Source organism: Streptosporangium sp. NPDC002544, from assembly GCF_040295965.1.
Classification (GTDB): domain Bacteria; phylum Actinomycetota; class Actinomycetes; order Streptosporangiales; family Streptosporangiaceae; genus Streptosporangium.
In genome coordinates, this window is record NZ_JBEOWJ010000056.1 from 8982 (window position 1) to 27791 (window position 18810).

Below are 18810 nucleotides of genomic sequence, written 5' to 3' on the forward strand. Positions count from 1 at the left end.
CTCACTCCTCGGGGTTGTCGATGACCGCGGTCAGCGCGGCCGCCAGAATGGACACCTGCGGTGGGAAGAGCGCCGTCCGGTGGTCGCCGGGGACGCGGCGGACACGTACCCCCGCGGCCTGCCGCCGCCACTGGTCCAGGTAGTCGTCGAACGACCGGCCGAGAATGGTCTGGTAGCCGCCCGCGGCGAGTTCCTCGCAAACGATCAGGTCGACCGTGCCCGGGTAGGCGGCGAAACGGTAGCGGGAGCGGGCCTCCAGCATCTCCCGCCAGGAGCGCAGCCAGTGCGTCCAGCCCTCGCCGAGGTCGAGGTCCGCACCGTCGACCAGTAGGTCGCCGTCGTCGATCACCTCGCGCAGCACGGCCATGATCTCGGCGCGCGCCTCCTCGCCGCCCGGCCCGTCCTGCAGGTCCGCGAGCAGCCCCTCGGCCCGGCGCAGCACCTCCAGGTTGGCCAGCAGCGGGTTGACCCCGGCCGAGGCGTACTCGAACGGGTCGATCAGGATCAGCCGGGGCCGTTCACCGATCTCGTGGAGCTGACGGGCCATCTCCCAGGCGATACCGCTGGAGGCGCACCAGCCGAGGATGTGGTACGGGCCCTTCGGCCGTGCCTCCCGTAGTTCCGCCAGGTAGGTGGCCGCGATCTCCGGCACGCTCGTGGCGTGACCGTGGTCGCCGTGCAGTCCGGGCCACTCGAAGGCCGCCAGGGGTCGTTCCGGCGCGTACACGTCGGCGAGATGCCGGTACCAGTGGGCGCTCCCGCCGCCGGGGTGGACGCAGAACAGCGGCGTGCCCTCGTCCTGGTCGTTGAGCCAGAGCAGCACCGACGGCCTGGCCCGCTCCGTCGCGGCGGCGGCCGCCAGGCCGCGTACCGTGCGGTGTTCCAGGAAGTCGCGGAAGGTCACCTCGACGCGGTGCTCCCTGGCCAGCCGGGCGACGATCCGGAGCATGAGGAGCGAGTGGCCGCCCAGCTTGAAGTAGTCGTCGTCGCGGCCCACCCGCTCGATGCCCAGCGCGTCGGCCCACACCTCGGCGATCGCCGTCTCGACCGGACCGTCCGGCGGCTCGTACCGCGTGGTCACCCTCGGCCGGTCGGAACCGGGCACGGGCAGCGCGGCCCGGTCGACCTTGCCGTTGGCCAGGCGGGGGAAGGACTCCAGGACCACGAAGTGGGTCGGCACCATGTACCCGGGCAGCACCCGGTCGGCGTGGCGGCGCACCTCCTCGACTGCGGCGCCGTCACGAAGGATCAGGTAGGCGGCGAGCCGCTGCTCACCCTGCGGCCCGGGAACCGGGTGCACCACCACGGCCCGGACGTCCGGATGGTCGGCGAGGATGTTCTCCACCTCGCCGAGCTCGACCCGGAACCCGCGGATCTTGAGCTGATGGTCGCGCCGGCCGAGGATCTCGATCCGGCCGCCGCGGTCGCGCCTGCCGATGTCGCCGGTGGCGTACATCCTGCCGCCCGGCTCGGCGAACGGGTCGGGCAGGAACACGTCCGCGGTGGTGGCGGGCCTGCCGAGATAACCCCGGGCCAGCCCGTCGCCACCGACGAAGATCTCTCCGGCCACCCCGTCGAGCACCGGTTCCAGGTCCCGGTCGAGCAGGTACACGGTGGTGTCGGCGGCCGGCACCCAGACGGGCCCGTCATCGGTCATCCGGGTGCCGAAGGCGAAGACGGTCGCCTCGCTCGGGCCGTACATGTCCCAGACCTGGGCGTCGGTGGCGCGCAGCCGGGTCATCAGGTCGGCGCTCATCGCCTCGCCCCCGGACAGCAGCCGGAATCCGGCGGGCGGGGACCAGCCCGACTCGGTCAGCATCCGCCAGGTGGTGGGCGAGGCCTGCAGGAACCTGGCGCCGCTGCCGCGCAGCAGCCCGGCGAGGGATACCGGGTCCCGGCCGAGGTCCTCACCGGCCAGGACCAGGTGGCCGCCGCCTGCGAGGGTGGTGAAGACGGCGAGCTGGCACACGTCGGTCACCATCGGCACGACCGCGGCCGCCACGTCGTGGACGGCCAGGCCGAGGTTCCGCCACATCGACCAGACCCGGTCGGCAAGCGCGCCGTGCCGGACCATCACCCCCTTGGGGCGGCCGGTCGACCCGGAGGTGTACACGACGTAGACCAGCTCCTCCGGATCGGGCCGGTGCGGTTCGGCGACCGGCTCGGCGTGGTCGATCCGGCCGGGAGTGACCACGACGGCCCCGGCGATCTCGGTGCCGCTCACCACGACCCGCGGCCCGGCGTCGTGCACCAGCGCGGCGATCCGGTCGGCCGGGTGCCCGGGGTCGATGGGCACGTACGCCGCGCCCACGGCGAGGACGCCGAGCACGGCCGCCACCAGGTCGGGTTCCCTGGGCAGGCACACCCCGACCAGATCCCCGGCGCGCACGCCCGCCTCCCGCAGGCCGGCCGCCCAGCGCCAGGCGCGGTCGCGCAGTTCCCGATAGGTCAGCGTGGCCCCCGCCGCCTCGACCGCCACCGCGTCGGGGATCCGCTCGGCCTGCTCGGCGAAGAGCTCGTGGACACCCCGGCGCGGCCGGGGCGCCCGGGTCCGGTCCACCCCGCCGGTCAGCAGCCGTTCCCGCTCGCGCGCCGGGAGCAGTGACACACCGGCGTCGCCGTCGAGGTCGGCGATCATCAGGGTCAGCGCCCGCCGGTACATCCGGGCGAGCAGCTCGGCGTACGGGCGCCCGACCCACGACGACTTGGTGGCGATCACCAGCCCCTGGGCGCCCCTCATGACCGCCAGCGGGAACTCGTTCGGGCTGACGTCCGTGCTGCCGGAGGTGTCGACCGTCTCCCGGTCCAGTACGTGGAAGTCGAGGTAGTTGAAAGCCACGTCGAGCACCCGCTGCCCGTCGCCGAACTCGCGCTGCATCTCGGGCAGCGGGAAGCGACGGTGCGGCCACAGTTCGACCTCCTCGGCGAACACCGCCTCGACCAGCTCGCGCCAGGTGGCCGCCCCGGTCGGCGCGACGAAGGGCACCGGGTTGAGGAACATGCCGCGGACCCGGTCCCCGCCCTCGACCTCGGTACGGCCGTTGCACACCAGGCCGCAGTAGAACGGCCCCGGGCCGGCGACCGCCCGCCACACCGCGACGTGCGCGGCGAGCAGCACGCTCTTCAGCGACGTCCCCGCCGACGTGGCCACCCCCCGCAGCGCGGCCTCGATGTCGTGGAACGGCACGACCGTCGAGTACGCCCCCGGACCGTCCGGGTCGGCCCAGGCGGCGGGGATGGTCAGCCGGTTCGCGCCGCCCAGCCGGTCCCTCCAGAACGCCCGGTCGGCCTGGCCGGTCAGGCTGCGCCGCTCCTGCGCGATGAAGTCGGCGTACCTGACGGCACTCGACTCCCCGGCGGGCGCGGGCCGGCCGTCGCGGATCGCCCGGTAGAGGTCGAGCACCTCCGTGATGATCGAGTTGTGGCTCCAGCCGTCCAGGATCGCGTGGCACTCGGTGAGCGAGAAGTACCACCGGTCGTCACCGGCCTGGTGCGCGTGGACGCGCAGCAGCGGCGCCGCAGCGAGGTCGAAGAGCCGTGCGCGCTCCGCCGCCCGGAACGCCGTCATGCTCGCCTCCCGCTCGTCCGGCGACTCCCCGCGCAGGTCCGCGTACCCGACCTCGACCTCCACCCGCTCGTGCACGAGCTGCAGCGGCTCGGAGAAGGTCGCCAGGTCGAACGAGGTGCGCAGGATGTCGTGCCGGGCCACGACCTCCTCGGTCGCGGCGGCGAACGCCGCGACGTCGAAGACGCCGGGATCGCGGATCAGGTAGCTGGTGATGTTGTGATACGGGTTGCCGTCCGGGTCGGCCAGCAGCTCGTAGACCATGCCGGCCTGGACCCGCGCCATCGGATAGGCGTCCGCCACTCCGGCCGGCACCTTCGCCCGGTCCTCCGCGCCGATCAGCGCGAACGGCGGCGTGCCGGCCCGCTCGACGTGGGTGGCGTCGCCGTCGCCCGCCAGGATCAGGTCGGCGATGCTCTGATGCCGGAACAGGCTCTGCACGGAGTAGTCGAGGCCGCCGGCGCGCAGCGCCCCGACGAGGCGGACCGCGCGGATCGAGTCGCCGCCGAGCTCGAAGAAGTTGTCACCCACGCCGACCCGCTCGATGCCGAGCACCTCGGCCCAGATCCTGGCCATCGCCGTCTCCGCCTCGGTCCGCGGCGGGACGTAGCCGTTGCCCTGCTCCTGCCGCGAGCCGTCGGGAGCGGGCAGCGCCCGCAGGTCGACCTTGCCGTTGGCGGTCAGCGGCAGCTTCGGGACGATCACGAAGGCGGCCGGGACCATGTGGCCGGGCAGCCGCTCGACCGTGTACGCGCGCAGCTCCGCCGCGCCGATCCGCGCGCTGTCCCTGGGCACGGCGTAGCCGATGAGCCTCCGTTCGCCGGGCACGCTCTCGTCCACGGTGACGACGGCGTCGTCCAGGTCCGGATGGCCGGACAGGCACGCCTCGACCTCGCCGAGCTCGATCCGGAACCCGCGGATCTTCACCTGGTCGTCGAGGCGGCCGAGAAAGCCGATGTCGCCGTCCGGCCGCCACCTCGCCCGGTCTCCCGAGCGGTAGAGCCGAGAGCCCGGCGGCCCGAAGGGATCGGGCACGAAACGGTCCGCGGTGAGCGCGGGATGGCCGAGGTAGCCGCGGGCGACGCCGGCGCCGCCCACGTAGAGCTCGCCCGGCACGCCGACCGGCACCGGACGCATCCGCCCGTCGAGCACGTGCAGGGTGAGATCGCCGAGGGGCCGCCCGATCGGGCTGCGGTCCCCCGCCAGATCGGCCGGGCCGAGGGGCCGGTAGGTGACGTGCACGGTCGTCTCGGTGATGCCGTACATGTTGACGAGCCTCGGCCGCTCGGCGCCGTACCTGTTCCACCAGGGTTCGAGCATGCCGACGTCGAGCGCCTCCCCGCCGAAGACCACCAGGCGGAGCCGGAGCCGGTCGAGGGCGACCTCACCGCGCCTGGCCAGATCGACCAGCGAGCGGAACGCCGACGGTGTCTGGTTGAGCACGGTCACGCCCTCGTCGGCGAGGAGCACGGCCAGGTCCCAGGGCGAGCGCGACACCTCGTAGGGGACGACGACGAGGCGGCCGCCGTACAGGAAGGCGCCCCACATCTCCCAGACCGAGAAGTCGAAGGCGTAGGAGTGGAACAGCGCCCAGACGTCGTCCGGGCCGAAGCCGTAGTCGTCCTCGGTCACGGTGAACAGGCGGACCGCGTTGGCATGGGTCACCTGGACACCCTTGGGGCGGCCCGCGGACCCGGAGGTGTAGATGACGTAGGCGAGATCGCCGGGGTGCGTCCGGAGCGCGGGCGCCTCGGCGGGCAGCGCCGCGATGCGGTCGATCTCATCGGCGTCGTCCAGACACAGACAGTGTCCGGACACCCGTTCCGCCAGCGCGGTCTCGGTGACCACGACACGGGCGGCGGCGTCACGGACCAGGAAGTCGATCCGCTCGGCCGGATGATCCGGATCGAGCGGCAGGTAGGCCGCCCCGGCCTTGAGCACCGCGAGGACGGTGACCAGCATGTCGACGCCACGCGGCAGGCAGATCCCCACGAGGTCCTCGCGGCCCACGCCGAGTTCCGCCAGCCGGTGCGCCAGCCGGTTGGCCCTGGCCTCCAGATCGGCGTAGGTCAGGTGCCGTCCGTCGAAGGTCACCGCGATCGCGCCGGGCCGCTCCCGCACCCGGGCGGCGAAGCGCTCGTGCAGGCAGGGCTCGCCGGTCGTCTCGGCGCTCGGCGAGACGACCGGCCCGCGGACCAGCCGATCGAGCTCCGCGGCGCCCAGCAGCGGCAGTTCGCTCACCCGCGTCCCGGGGTCGGCGACGGCCGCGCCAAGCAGGCGGACGTAGTGCTCGGCCATCCGCCGCGCCGTGTCCGGGTCGAGCAGCGCGCGTGCGATGGTGGCCTCGCCCGCGACCGAACCGTCCGGCCTCTCCTCCAGCGTCCAGCTCAGGTCGAACTTGGCCTGTCGCGCCAGGACCGGGACCAGCTCGCCGGAGACCGCTCCGGCCGTGAAGCTCAGCGGTTCGTTGTTCTGCAGGGTCAGGTTGACGCTGACCAGCGGGTGGGTGGACAGGTCCCGGCCGGCCGCCAGCGCGTTGACGACGCGCTCGAACGGGACGTCCTGGCGGGCGAAGGCCTCAAGGGCCGTACCGCGGGCGCGATCGAGCAGCTCGGCGAACGTCGGGTCGCCGGACAGGTCGGCGCGCAGCACGAGCAGGTTGACGAACACGCCGATCAGGTCGTGCGTCTGCGCGCGGGTCCGGCCGGCCACCGGGCTGCCGACGGCGAAGTCGGCCTGGCCGGTGTACCGGTGCAGCAGCGACCAGAACGCCGCCAGGTAGACCATGAAGGGGGTGGCCTGGTGCTCCCTGGCCAGGATCCGGACCTGGTGCCCGATCTCGGCCGGGATGTCGAACCGGACGGTCTCCCCCGCCGGGTCCCACACCGCCGGGCGCGGCCGGTCCGTCGGCAGTTCCAGCGCCGGCAGGTCACGGAGGGTCTCCGACCAGTGGTCGAGGTCGCGTTCCAGCCGTTCACCGGAGAGCTGGTCGCGCTGCCAGGCCGCGAAGTCGGCGTACCGCAACCTGGGCGCGGGCAGTTCCTCGCCGGTGGCCAGCGCGGCCAGCTCGCGTACCAGCAGGCCGCCCGACCAGCCGTCGACGGCGATGTGGTGCAGCATGAGGACCAGTACGTGCTCCTCGGGTGCCAGCCGTACCAGCCTGGCGCGCAGCATCGGACCCGTGGCGAGGTCGAACGGCGTGCCGGTCTCGGCTTCCAGGAGGGCGTCGAACTCGGCCGGGGTCAGGTCGTCGAAGGCCAGCTCCACCGGGCCCGGCGGGTCGATCGTCTGGATCGGTTCGGCGTCGGGCCCTTCGGTGGTGTAGCGGGTGCGCAGGATCTCGTGACGACGTACCAGCTCGTCGAGGGCCGCGCCCAGATCGACGCCGGAGAGGTCACCGCGTAGCCGGATCACCAGCGGCACCAGGTAGTCGGTGCCGCCCGGGCGGAGCCGGTCCAGCACCCAGAGCTGCCGCTGCGCGAAGGAGAGCGGCGGCGAAACGCCGGGAGGCAGGGGCGGGATGGCGCCCTCCCGCCCCGCCGCACGCCGGGAACGCAGGCGATCCCTCAGCAGCCCGGCGCCCGCGCTCGTCTCCGGCTTGGTCACGTCAGTGCTCATCGTCTCTTCCCTCGTACGATGTGGGGGCGGCGGCCTCGGCCAGTCTTTCCAGCGCGGTGGCCTGCGCGCGGACGGTGGTGGCCTCGAACAGGACGCGTAGCGGGATCTCCAGTCCGAACAGGTCCTGCAGCAGGGCCATCAGGCGGGTGGCGAGCAGCGAGTGGCCGCCGAGTTCGAAGAAGTCGTGTTCCACGCCGACGGCGGGCAGGCCGAGCACGTCGGCCCAGGCGGCGGCGATGGCCTCCTCCACCTCGGTGCCCGGCGGGACCGCCTCCTCCGGCGCGAGAGCGGTGCCCGGGTCGGGCACCGGCAGCGCGCGGCGGTCCACCTTCTGGCCCGCGGTCGCGGGTAGCCCGTCCAGCGTCACGAACAGCGCGGGCACCATGTACTCCGGCACCCGGTCGCGCAGGTGGGCCCGGAGCTCCGGCGACGACGGCGCGCCCCCGGACCCGGACGCCGGCACGACGTACCCCACCAGTCGGCGGTCGCCCGGCGCGAGTTCCTGAACCGCCGCGGCGGCGGCCTGGACGCCGGGGTGCGCGGCCAGCGCGGTCTCGATCTCGCCGAGCTCGATCCGGAACCCGCGCAGCTTCACCTGGGCGTCGATCCGGCCGATGAACTCGATCACCCCGTCGGGACGGTACCTGACCTGGTCCCCCGTCCGGTACAACCGTTCCCCGGGCTCCTCGCCGAACGGGTCGGGGACGAAACGATCGGCGGTCAGCCCCGGCTGCCGCAGGTACCCCCGGCTGACCCGCGGGCCGCCCAGGCAGAGCTCACCGACCACGCCGACGGGCACCGGGTTGAACGCCGCGTCCACCACGTAGGCTCGGGTGCCCGGCAGCGGGCGGCCGATCGGCAGGCCCGCGTCCGGGGCGGCGGCGGCCACCTCGGCCGGGGTCACCGGGTGGCACAGGCTGCCGATGGTGGCCTCGGTCGGGCCGTACACGCAGAGGAACCTGGCGGGCAGGCCGGTGGCCAGCCAGAGCCGGGCGTCCTGGTAGCCGACCGCCTCGCCGCCGACGGCCAGCACGCGCAGCGCGGCCGGCCTCGGGTCGCCGGGCCGGATGCCGGTCATCACGTCGCGGTAGTAGGTGGCCGCGAGCGCGACGTGGGTCACCCCGGTCTCGGCCAGCAGGTCCGGCAGGTCGGCGGGGGCGACGACGCCGGTGTCGCCGATCACCACGGTGGCGCCCGCCAGCAGGGTGGCGCCCATCTGCGCCATGGCCGGGTCGAAGATGAGCGGCGCGTGCAGCAGCACCCTGTCCCCGGGGCGGATGTCGTGCGCGTCCGCGTGGACGCGGCAGTGGTGGGTGTACGCGCCGTGCGGGACGACGACCGCCTTCGGCCGGCCGGTCGAGCCCGAGGTGTAGATCATGTACGCGGCGCGCCCGGGGTCCCCGGGTGGGAGGTCGATGAGCGGGAGGTCACCGGGTGGCGCGTCCTCCGCCTCGCCGACCGTCTCTCCGACGGTGAGGACCGGGGCCGAGCCGGGGAGGGAGCTCAGCCCGCGGTCGGTGAGCACCACCGCGGGCCGCAGGTCGCCGAGCATCGCCGCCAGGCGTTCGGTGGGTTGCGCGGTGTCCAGCGGCACGTACACCCCGCCCGCCCGCAGCACGGCCAGCAGCGCGGTCACCGCCGCCGGTGACCGGTCCAGGTAGACGGCCACCGGGTCCTCGGGGCGCACCCCCGCGGCGTGCAGCCGCCTGGCCAGCGTGGCGGCCCGGTCGTCCAGCTCGGCGTAGGTCAGGCGCTCGCCGGCGTACTCGACCGCGGGCGCGTCCGGGGTGCGGGCGGCCTGGGCGGCGAACGCCTCGTGCAGGGATTCGTGCGTGATCGGCGTGGCCCGCGGGTTCCAGTCCCGCAGCAGCCGTCCGCGCTCGGCGGGGTCCAGCATGTCGAGGCGGCTGACGGGCCGGTCCGGTGCCGTCGCCGCCGACTCCACCAGGGTCCGGAAATGTCCGGCGAGACGGCGGATCGTCGCCTCGGTGAACAGGTCCGTCGCGTACTCCAGCTCGGCCAGGTAGCCGCCGTCGGTGCCGGCGGTGAGACCGAAGGTGAGATCGAACTTGGCCGTCGTCCGCTCGACGGCGACCGGCCGCACGTCGAGCCCCGTCAGGCGCGGCGGCTCGGGCGCCTGCTCGCGCAGCCCGAACGTGACGTCGCACAGCGGGGAGCGGGACAGGTCCCGCTGCGGGGCCAGCCCCTCCACCAGCCGGTCGAAGGGCAGCTCGTCGTGGCTGAAGGCGTCCAGCGCGCTCTCCCTGACCCGGCCGATCAGGGTCGTCACCGTCGGATCGCCGGCCAGGTCCACCCGCACCACGACGGTGTTGACGAAGAACCCGACGACGTCGTCCAGTTCCGCCTGGCCACGACCGGCGACGACCGTGCCGATCGCCACGTCGGTGGCACCGGTGTGGCGGCCGAGCAGCGCGGCGAACACGCTCAGGAAGGTCATGAACGCGGTCGCGCCCTGCCGCCGGCCGAGCGCCAGCAGCGGCTGCGCGACCTCGGCGGGGATGTCGCAGGTGACGGTCGCGCCGCGGCCCTGGCGGACCGGCGGCCGGGGCCGGTCGGCGGGCAGTTCCAGCGGCTGCAGTCCGGCCAGCCGATCGCGCCAGTGGTCCAGCTCACGGTCCAGCACGTCGCCGGTCAGCTGGGAGCGCTGCCAGGACGCGTAGTCGGCGTACTGCAGCGGGGGTGGCCCGAGCGCCGCCGGCCGGCCCTGCACCCGGGCCTCGTAGAGCTCGGAGAGCTCTCGCGCCATGATCTGCTCGGACCAGGCGTCGGCGACGATGTGGTGCATGACCAGCAGGAACACATGCTTCCGGGCGCCGAGCCTGATCAGGTAGGGCAGCGCGGGCGGCTGCCCGGCCAGGTCGAAGGGTCGCTCGGCGAGCGAGCGGGCGAGCGTGGTCACCCGTTCGGAGTCCGCTCCGGACAGGTCGATGACCGGCAGCGGAACGGGGGCGGCCGGGTCCACGATCTGGACCGCGCCGCCGTCCTGCCCGGTCACGTAACGGGTGCGCAGGGCGCCGTGCCGGGCGAACAGTCCGGTCAGCGCGCCGGCCAGGGCCTCGGCGTCCAGCTGCCCGGACAGCCGGAACGCCCAGGTCACGTGATACTGGCCGCCCTGGTCGAGGAGATCGAGGAACCACAGTCGCTGCTGGGCGAAGGAGAGCGGGACCGGTCCGGCCCGCCGTTCCGCGTCCAGCGGGACGATCTCGCCGGTGGCCTGGACGCCGAGCCCGTCGACCCTGGCCGCCAGCGCGGCGGCGGTGCGGTCCTCGAACACGGCGCGGACCGGCAGTGCGACGCCGAACGCGGCCCGCAGCCGGGCCGCGATCCGGATCGCCAGCAGGGAGTGGCCGCCCAGGTCGAAGAAGTCGTCGCCCGTCCCGACCACGTCGAGCCCGAGCACCTCGGCCATCACATCCGTCACGATCTTCTCGGCCGGGGTGCGCGGCGCTGCGGGGACGGCCCGGCCGGCCCGCCGGACGCCGTCCGGGTCGGGCAGCGCGGCCCGGTCGATCTTGCCGCTGGAGGTCCGCGGCAGGCGGTCCACGGTGAGGAGCACCGAGGGCAGGTACGGCTCGGGCAGCCGCGCGAGCAGGAACTCGCGGATCTCCCGCTGCTCCGGCGCGTCTCCCCGCGCCACCAGGTAGCCGACCAGCCGGGGCAGGCCGTCGGGTCCCCGCCTGGCCTCGACCACGGCCGCGGCGAGCGCGGGGTGCCGGGACAGCACGGCCTCGACCTCGTCCAGCTCGATCCGGACTCCGCGGATCTTGACCTGGCGGTCGGCCCGGCCGAGGAACTCCAGCGCGCCGTCGGTCCTGCGGCGCACCACGTCGCCGGTGCGGTAGGCGCGGGCACCCGGCGGTCCGTACGGGTCGGGTACGAACCGGTCGGCGGTCAGTCCCGGCCTGCCGAGGTAGCCGCGGGCCAGGCCGTCCCCCGCGGCGTGCAGCTCGCCCGGCGTGCCGATCGGGGCGAGCCTGCCGTCCGGCGTGTAGACGACCGTGCGGGTGTTGTCCAGCGGCCTGCCGATCGGCACGATGCCGGGTCCGTCACCCGGCTCGTACTGCCACGCGGTCACGTCGATCGAGCATTCGGTCGGGCCGTAGGTGTTGACCAGCGCCGTCCCCAGCCGGGTGGACAGGCGGGCGGCGAGCTCGCCGGGCAGCGGCTCGCCGGCCGAGAAGAGCAGGCGGAGCGTGCCGCAGCGTTCCAGGCCCGGCTCGTCGGCGAGCGTCCGCAGGAAGGAGGGGACGCCCTGGAGCACGGTGATCCGGTCCCGGACCAGCGCCTCGACCATGCTCGCCGGGTCGCGCTCGGTCCCGTCCGGCGGGAGCACCACGGTGCCACCGGACACCAGCGGCCCGAGGAACTCCCAGACGGAGGCGTCGAACGTGACCGACGTCTTCTGCAGGAGCCGGTCCGAGGCGCCGAGCCCGTGCTCGTGGACCGTCCACAGCACCCGGTTGCGGATGCCGCGGTGCGGCACGGCCACGCCCTTGGGCCGGCCGGTGGAGCCGGAGGTGTACATGACGTACGCCAACCCGTCCAGGTCGGTGCCGACCGGCGCGGACTCGCCGGGGCGGGCGTCGATACCGGCCCGCTCGGCGGCCAGGCTCAGCACCGGCGTGCCGTGGCCGCTCGCCGGAGACGGCTCGGCGTCGACGACGACCAGCCGCGCCCGGGAGTCCTGGAGCATCCAGGCCAGCCGGTCGGCCGGGTGGGCGGGGTCGAGCGGGAGGTAGGCCGCTCCGGCGCGCAGCACGCCGAGCAGCGCCACGACCAGCTCCGGTCGCCGGGGCAGGCAGACGCCCACGACGTCGTCACGGCGGATGCCGGCGGCCCGCAGGTGGTGGGCGAGCCGGTTGGCGGCGGCGTCCAGGTCACCGTAGGTGAGCGCGGCTCCGTCACACTCCACCGCGCCCCGGCCGGGGGCCAGGGCCGCCTGGCGGGCGACCAGCTCGGGCAGGCCGAGGTCGGGCCTGCTCCGGACGGGGCCGCCGGCGCCGGCGGTGAGCGCGTGCCGCTCCGCGTCGTCGAGCAGTTCCAGCTCCCCGAGCGCGCCGTCCGGCCGGGCCGCCGCCGACTCCAGCAGGGTCAGGTAGTGGCGGGCGAGCCGGTCGGCGGTGGCCCGGTCGAAGAGCGCGGTCGCGTACTCGATCTCGCCGGTCAGGCCGCCGTCGGCACGCCGGGTCAGCTCCATGGTGAGGTCGAACTTGGCGGTGCGCCACGGCACCGGCTCGGGCGAGACGTCCAGCCCCGGCAGCCGGAACCGCTCCTCGCCCTCCTCACGGAACGCGAAGAGCAGCTGGAACAGCGGGTGCCTGGACAGGTCGCGGCTCGGTGCCAGTTCCTCCACCAGCCGCTCGAACGGTAGCCCGTCATGCTGGTACGCCTCGGCGACGACGTCCTGGACCCGGCCGAGCAGCGTGCTGAACGACGGGTCTCCGGTGAGGTCGGCGCGCATCACGACGGTGTTGACGAAGAAGCCGATCAGCCCCTCGACCTCGGCGGAGTCGCGGCCGGACATCGGCACGCCGACCGCCAGGTCCCGCCGCCCGGTGTGGCGGGCGAGCAGTGCGTAGAACCCCGCCAGGTAGGTCGTGAACGGGGTGGCTCCGGCCCGCCTGCCGACCTCCTCCAGCGCCCCGGCCAGCGTGGGCGGCACGTCGAAGCGGAGGACCGCCCCTCGGTGGTCGCCGATCGGGGGACGGGGCCGGTCGGTGGGCAGTTCGGTCGGCTCCAGACCGGTGAGCCTGCCGCGCCAGTGCGCCAGTGCGCCGTCCAGCGCCTGCCCGGCGAACCGCTCGCGCTGCCAGGCGGCGAAGTCGGCGTACTGCAGAGCCGGCTCCGGCAGGTCCCGGCCCAGGTAGGCGTCCGCCAGCTCGGTCGCGAGGATGCCGCTCGACCAGCCGTCGGTGGCGATGTGGTGGGTCACCAGGACCAGCACGTGCTCGTCGTGCTCGTCGTGCTCGCCGGGGCCGGCCCGCACCAGCCGGACTCGCAGGACGGGGCCGCGGGCCAGGTCGATCGGCGTGGCCAGTTCCTCTTCGAGTACCGCGGCCGGGTCCGCGTTCTCGGCGACCGGGCGGAGCCGCGACGGCGGGTCGACGACCTGCGCGGGCTCGCCGTCGGAGCCCGCGACGTAGCGGGTGCGGAGGATCTCGTGCCGCCCGGCCACCCGGGTCAGTGCCCGCCCGAGCGCGTCGACGTCGAGCTCTCCGCGCAGCCGCAGCGCGGTCACCACGAGGTACTCCGTCCCGCCCGGGCGCAACTGGTCCAGGACCCACAGGCCGCGCTGCGCGAAGGAGAGCGGCAGCGGGCGGGACCTGTCCGCGGGGGTGACGGGCGAGGAGAGGGCGGTCGCCTGCGGCGTCTCCGGCTGCCGCGCCCCGGCGGACGCCCCGAACATCTCCTCCATCTGGGCGCGCACCCGGGCGGCGACGAGGTCCGCGAGGGTGGCCACGGTCGGCGCGGCGAACACGTCCCGCACCGAGACCGGCACCGGGAACCGCTCGCGCAGCCGGGCCACCACCCGGGTGGCGAGCAGTGACTGCCCGCCGAGGTCGAAGAAGCGGTCGTGCCGGCCGACCCGGCCGGCTCCGAGCACCTCGGCCCACACCTCGGCGATCGCCTGCTCCGCCGGGGTGGCGGGCGCGGTGTAGGTCTCCGCGCCGCCCAGCGGGGCCAGGCCGGGCAGCGCCCGGCGGTCGAGCTTGCCGTTGCCGAGCAGCGGCAGCTCGGCGAGGGTCCCCCACAGGGTGGGCACCAGGTGACCGGGGAGCCGCTCGGCCAGGTAGGTCCGCAGCTCGGAGAGCGGCGCGCCGGGGCCCGCCGGGAGGATGTGGGCGGCCAGCCTCGGGTTGCCCGGGTCGGACCGGTCGGCGACCACCGCGGCGGCGCGGACGGCCGGATGCTCGGCCAGGACACCCTCGATCTCGCCGGGCTCGACGCGGAAACCGCGAATCTTGATCTGCTGGTCCGCGCGGCCCAGGAAGACCAGGGTGCCGTCGGGTCGCTGCCGGGCCAGGTCGCCGGTCCGGTAGAGGCGCGCTCCGGGCTCGGTCGCGTGCGGATCCGGTACGAAGCGGTCCGCGGTGAGGCGCGGGCTGCCGAGGTAGCCCTGGCCGACACCGCGCCCGCCGACGTAGATCTCGCCGGCCACGCCGGGCGGCACCGCGCGCATGGCGTCGTCGAGCAGGCAGACGGTGGCACCGGGGATCGGCCGGCCGATCGGGACCGGACCCGGCACCGTCTCGCCCGCGGGCACGATGTGCACGCAGCAGGCGACGGCGGTCTCGCTCGGGCCGTAGCTGTTGACGATCCGGGTCGCCGGGGCATGCGCGGACCACACGGCGAGCTGCTCGCCGCGCAGTTCCTCCCCGCCGATCACCAGGCACCTGGCCGTGCCGGCCAGCACGTCGGCGGGGAGCGTCCCGGCCAGCAGGTCCAGGTGGGTCGGGGTCAGCTTGACGACGCCGTAGGGACCGTCGGCCAGCGCCCGCGCCAGCTGCTCGACGCCGGCCGGCTCCTCGTCCACCAGCCGCACCGGGGCTCCGGCGGCCAGCGTCGGGTAGAGCGAGGTGAGGGCGAGGTCGTAGGCGATGGAGGTGTGCAGCGGCGATCCCACGCCGTCACCCGGCCGCAGCTCCGCGCAGGCCCAGCGGGTGTAGCCGGCCAGGCCGCCGTGGGTGACCATGGCCCCCTTGGGGCGACCGGTGGATCCCGAGGTGTAGACCACGTACGCCAGGTCGTCCGGGTGCGGCCGGACGTCCGGCGCGGTCGGCGGGCAGGCCCGTATCCCGGCCCGCTCGGCCGGGTCGTCCAGCGCCACCAGCCGGACTCCCGCGGGGAGCAGCGGAGCGGCGTCGGCGGTCGCGATCAGCAGCGGCGCGGCGGAGTCCGCCAGCGCCTGTGCCAGGCGCTCGGCCGGATGGGCGGGGTCGAGCGGGATGTAGGCCGCCCCGGATTTGAGCACGGCCAGGAGCGCGACGACGAGGTCGGCGGTTCTCGGCAGCCGGACCGCGACGAGCGTGCCGCGGCGGGCGCCGAGCGCGCGGAGGCGGCCGGCCAGCCGGTTGGCCTCGCGGTCCAGTTCTGGGTAGGTGAGGGTGGTTCCGCCGCCGGTGACGGCGATCCCCTCGGTGACGGCCGCGCGGGCCGCGATCAGCTCCGGCACGGTGCCGGAGTCGTCCGGCACCGGCTCGCCCGCCAGGACGGGCGCCGCGGCCTCCGCGCCGGTGAGCAGCGGCAGCCGTCGCACGGGTGTGTCCGGCGCCGCGACGGCCGCCCGCAGCAGCCGCACGTAGTGGTCGGCGAAGCCCGCCATCGACGAGGCGTCGAAGAGCGCGGCCGCGTACTCGATCCGGCCGTCCAGGCCGCCGTCCGGCCGCCGCGTCAGATGGCAGCCCAGATCGAACTTGGCACCCGGCAGGTCGGGGAGCTCCACGCCGGACGGGCGGGCCGCCGCCTCGTGCGTCGCGAACATGATCGAGAACAGCGGGTTGCGGGACAGGTCGCGCTGCGGCGCGAGCTCCTCGACGACCAGCTCGAACGGCACCTCGGCGTGCGCGTACCCGGCCGTGGCGCTCTCCCGGACCTCCGCCAGCAGGTCGGTGAAGCCGGCCCGGTCGGCGAGAGACGCCCGTACCACGATGGTGTTGACGAAGAGGCCGACGAGATCGTCCAGCTCGGGCCGGTTCCGCGCGGAGACCGGCACGCCGACGGCCAGGTCGCTCTGGCCGGTGTAGCGGGCCAGGATCGCGAGGAAGCCGGCCAGCAGCGTGATGGACGGCGTCGCCCCGTGGCCGCCGCCGAGCTCGTCGAGGCGGGCCGCCAGCTCCGGCGGGACGGCGAACCTGACCGTACCGGCCCTCGGGTCGCGGACCGCGGCGCGCGGCCGGTCGGCCGGCAGCTCGGTCGGCTCCATCCCGGCCAGCCGCTCCCGCCAGAACCCCAGCTCCCGCTCGACGAGCTCGGCGGCGGACCCTGCCATACGGTCGCGCTGCCAGATCGCGTAGTCGGCGTACCGGACCGGGAGCGGCGGCAGCGGCCTGCCCTCCAGCGCCGCGACCAGCTCACCGGCGAGCACCTCATGCGACCGGTCGTCGGTCGCGATGTGGTGCAGCGTGAACAGCACGGTGTGCTCACCGCCGGGCCCGCGGACCACGCGGACCCGGACCGGCGGGGCCGCGGACAGGTCGAAGGGGCGGGTCATCTCCTCGGCGAGCACCTGCCGGGGGTCGCCGTCCTCGATCCGCACCGGAACCGGCCCGGCCGGCTCGACGACCTGCGCCGGCTCGCCGTCGCCCTCGGCCGGGTAGCGGGTGCGCAGGATCTCGTGACGCTCGAAGAGCCCGGTCAGCGCGGCGCGCAGCCGGTCGGGGTCCGGCGTGCCCGGCACCCTCACCGCGAGGGGCTCCAGGTAGGAGGTGCCCTCCGGGTCGAGCTGGTGCAGGAACCACATCCGCCGCTGCGCGAACGAGAGCGGCACGGGACCGGTCCGCGGCGCGACCGGCACCGGCGGGAGGGCGCGGCCGGCGGTCTCCAGCCGCGCGGCGAGGCGCTCGACGGTACGGGCCTCGAACAGCGCGGCGACCGGCAGCTCGATCCCTCGCTCGGCGCGCAGGCGGCCGACCACGAGGTTGGCCGAGAGCGAATGCCCGCCCAGGGCGAAGAAGTCCGCCTCGGCGTCGGCCACCGGACGCTCGAGCACCTCCGCGAACGCCGCCGCCACCGCGCGTTCCGCGGGCGTCCCCGGCTCGCGTCCCGCCGGGACCGCGTCGGCGGGCATCGCCCGCAGGGCCGCCCGGTCGATCTTCCCGTTGGGCGTCGTGGGGAACTCCGCCACCCTGAGGAAGTCCGCCGGGATCAGGTACGGCGGGAGCAGCCGCGCGCAGTGCAGGTGCAGTTCCCGCGCGGAGGGCGGCGCGGCCGGGTCGGCCGGCTGGACGTGGGCGACGAGGCGCGGTCCGGTACCGGCCTCGACCGCCTGGACCACCGCGAACCGCACCCCCTCGTGCGCCGCCAGCACGCCCTCGACCTCGCCCGGCTCGATCCGGTGTCCGCGGATCTTGATCTGGTCGTCGGTGCGGCCGAGGATCTCGATCCTGCCGTCCGGGTGCCGCCGGGCGACATCGCCGGTGCGGTACAACCGTCCGCCCGGCACCATGCCGTAGGGGTCGGGGACGAACCTGTCGGCGGTCAGCGCCGGCCTGCGGTGGTAGCCGACCGCGACGCCGTCGCCGCCGATGCACAGCTCTCCGCTCACCCCGGTGGGCACCGCGTTCAGTCCGTCGTCCAGGACGTGCAGCGTCGTGTTGGCCACCGGGGCGAAGTCGCGCACCTCACCGTCCGCCAGGAACGCGACCGACGACCACACGGTCGTCTCGGTCGGCCCGTACAGGTCCCACAGCCGTGCGCCGCCCGCGCACAGGCGGCGCGCGAGCTCGGCGGGCAACCGCTCGCCGCCGCAGAGCGCGGTGAATCCGGCGGGCGGGCTCCAGCCGGCGTCGAGCAGCAGCCGCCAGGTCGTCGGGGTCGCCTGCATCACGGTCGCGCCGATGCGGGCCAGCAGGGCGGCGAGCCGCTCCGGGTCGCGGGCGTCCTCGGGCTCGGCGACCACCACGCGCCCGCCGACGACGAGCGGCAGGAACAACTCCAGCGCCGCGATGTCGAACGACACCGTGGTCACGGCCGGGAAGACGGTGCCGGGGGCCAGCCCCGGCCGCTCGCGCATGGACCACAGGAAGTTGGTGAGCGCCCGGTGCGAGACCAGCACACCCTTGGGCCGTCCGGTCGATCCCGAGGTGTAGATGAGATAGGCCGGGTCGTCCGGCACCACCGCCCGCGGCGCGGGTTCCGGGGACCGCTCGGACCGCGGCTCCGCGAGGTCGTCGATCCGCACCACGGTGGCCGCGGCCGCCCCTCCGGCGCCGGCGTCGGCGCCGGAGGTGACCAGTACCCTCGCCCCGGCGTCGTCGAGCACGTAGGAAAGCCGGTCGGCCGGATGGGTGGGATCGAGCGGCAGGTAGGCCGCCCCGGCCAGGTGCACGCCGACCAGCGCCGCGACGAGTTCGACGCCGCGCGGCACGGCCACGCCGACCGGTTCGCCGGAACGCACGCCGAGCCGCCGCAGGCGACCGGCGAGGGCACCGGCCAGTGCCATGAGCTCCGCGTAGCTGAGCCGCCGGTCGCGGCACTCGACCGCCACCGCGTCCGGCGTCCTGGCCGCCTGTGCCGCGATCAGCTCGTGCACCGGAAGCGCGGGGTACGGCTCCGCGGCCTCCCTGCCGCTGTTCGGAGCGTGGTCCTCTGGCGGCGCGTGCCGTCGCGAAGGGGTGGGATCCACACCGGTCTGGTCAGGCATGCTCATCGTCCCCTCGGGATGGCTCGGCGGATCGTCAGCGAGCCTCGTCGGCCATGCGCAGCCGCAGGCTGAGCGGGCGCATGTCGGTCCAGACCCGCTCGATGTGGTCCAGGCACTCCTGCCGGGTCCCGGAGGCGCCCTCGGCCCGCCAACCGGCGGGCAGCGCACGGTCGGCGAACCAGACCGAGTACTGCTCCTCGTGGTTGACCACGACCAGGTACTTCTCGTCCGCGGACATCTCTCT

The 18810-nt window shown here is 74.9% G+C and carries 3 protein-coding genes; all 3 read right to left on the minus strand.

Features of this window, described 5'->3' with window-relative positions; genetic code table 11:
• Nucleotide 1: 1 nt before the first annotated feature.
• The 3 genes from ABT061_RS45855 to ABT061_RS45865 are packed head-to-tail and all read right to left on the minus strand — an operon-like array spanning nucleotide 2 to nucleotide 18804.
• Nucleotides 2-7183, minus strand: a complete 7182-nt coding sequence (locus tag ABT061_RS45855; RefSeq protein WP_350929997.1) for a non-ribosomal peptide synthetase — start codon at nucleotides 7181-7183, stop codon at nucleotides 2-4.
• Entirely contained in the window at nucleotides 7173-18566 is an 11394-nt protein-coding gene (locus ABT061_RS45860; RefSeq protein ID WP_350929998.1) for a non-ribosomal peptide synthetase, read from the minus strand. The genes ABT061_RS45855 and ABT061_RS45860 overlap by 11 nt, the downstream gene beginning before the upstream one ends.
• A 34-nt stretch (nucleotides 18567-18600) precedes the next feature.
• The gene (locus ABT061_RS45865) at nucleotides 18601-18804 is read right to left on the minus strand and encodes an MbtH family protein (RefSeq protein ID WP_326645853.1); all 204 of its coding nucleotides are present in this window, start codon (nucleotides 18802-18804) and stop codon (nucleotides 18601-18603) included.
• Nucleotides 18805-18810: the final 6 nt, after the last annotated feature.

Bases quoted from the DNA above. Each gene is read 5' to 3' on its own strand.
- ABT061_RS45860 (WP_350929998.1), bottom strand. From the start codon at position 18,566: ATGCCTGACCAGACCGGTGTGGATCCCACCCCTTCGCGACGGCACGCG.
- ABT061_RS45865 (WP_326645853.1), bottom strand. From the start codon at position 18,804: ATGTCCGCGGACGAGAAGTACCTGGTCGTGGTCAACCACGAGGAGCAG.
- ABT061_RS45855 (WP_350929997.1), bottom strand. From the start codon at position 7,183: ATGAGCACTGACGTGACCAAGCCGGAGACGAGCGCGGGCGCCGGGCTG.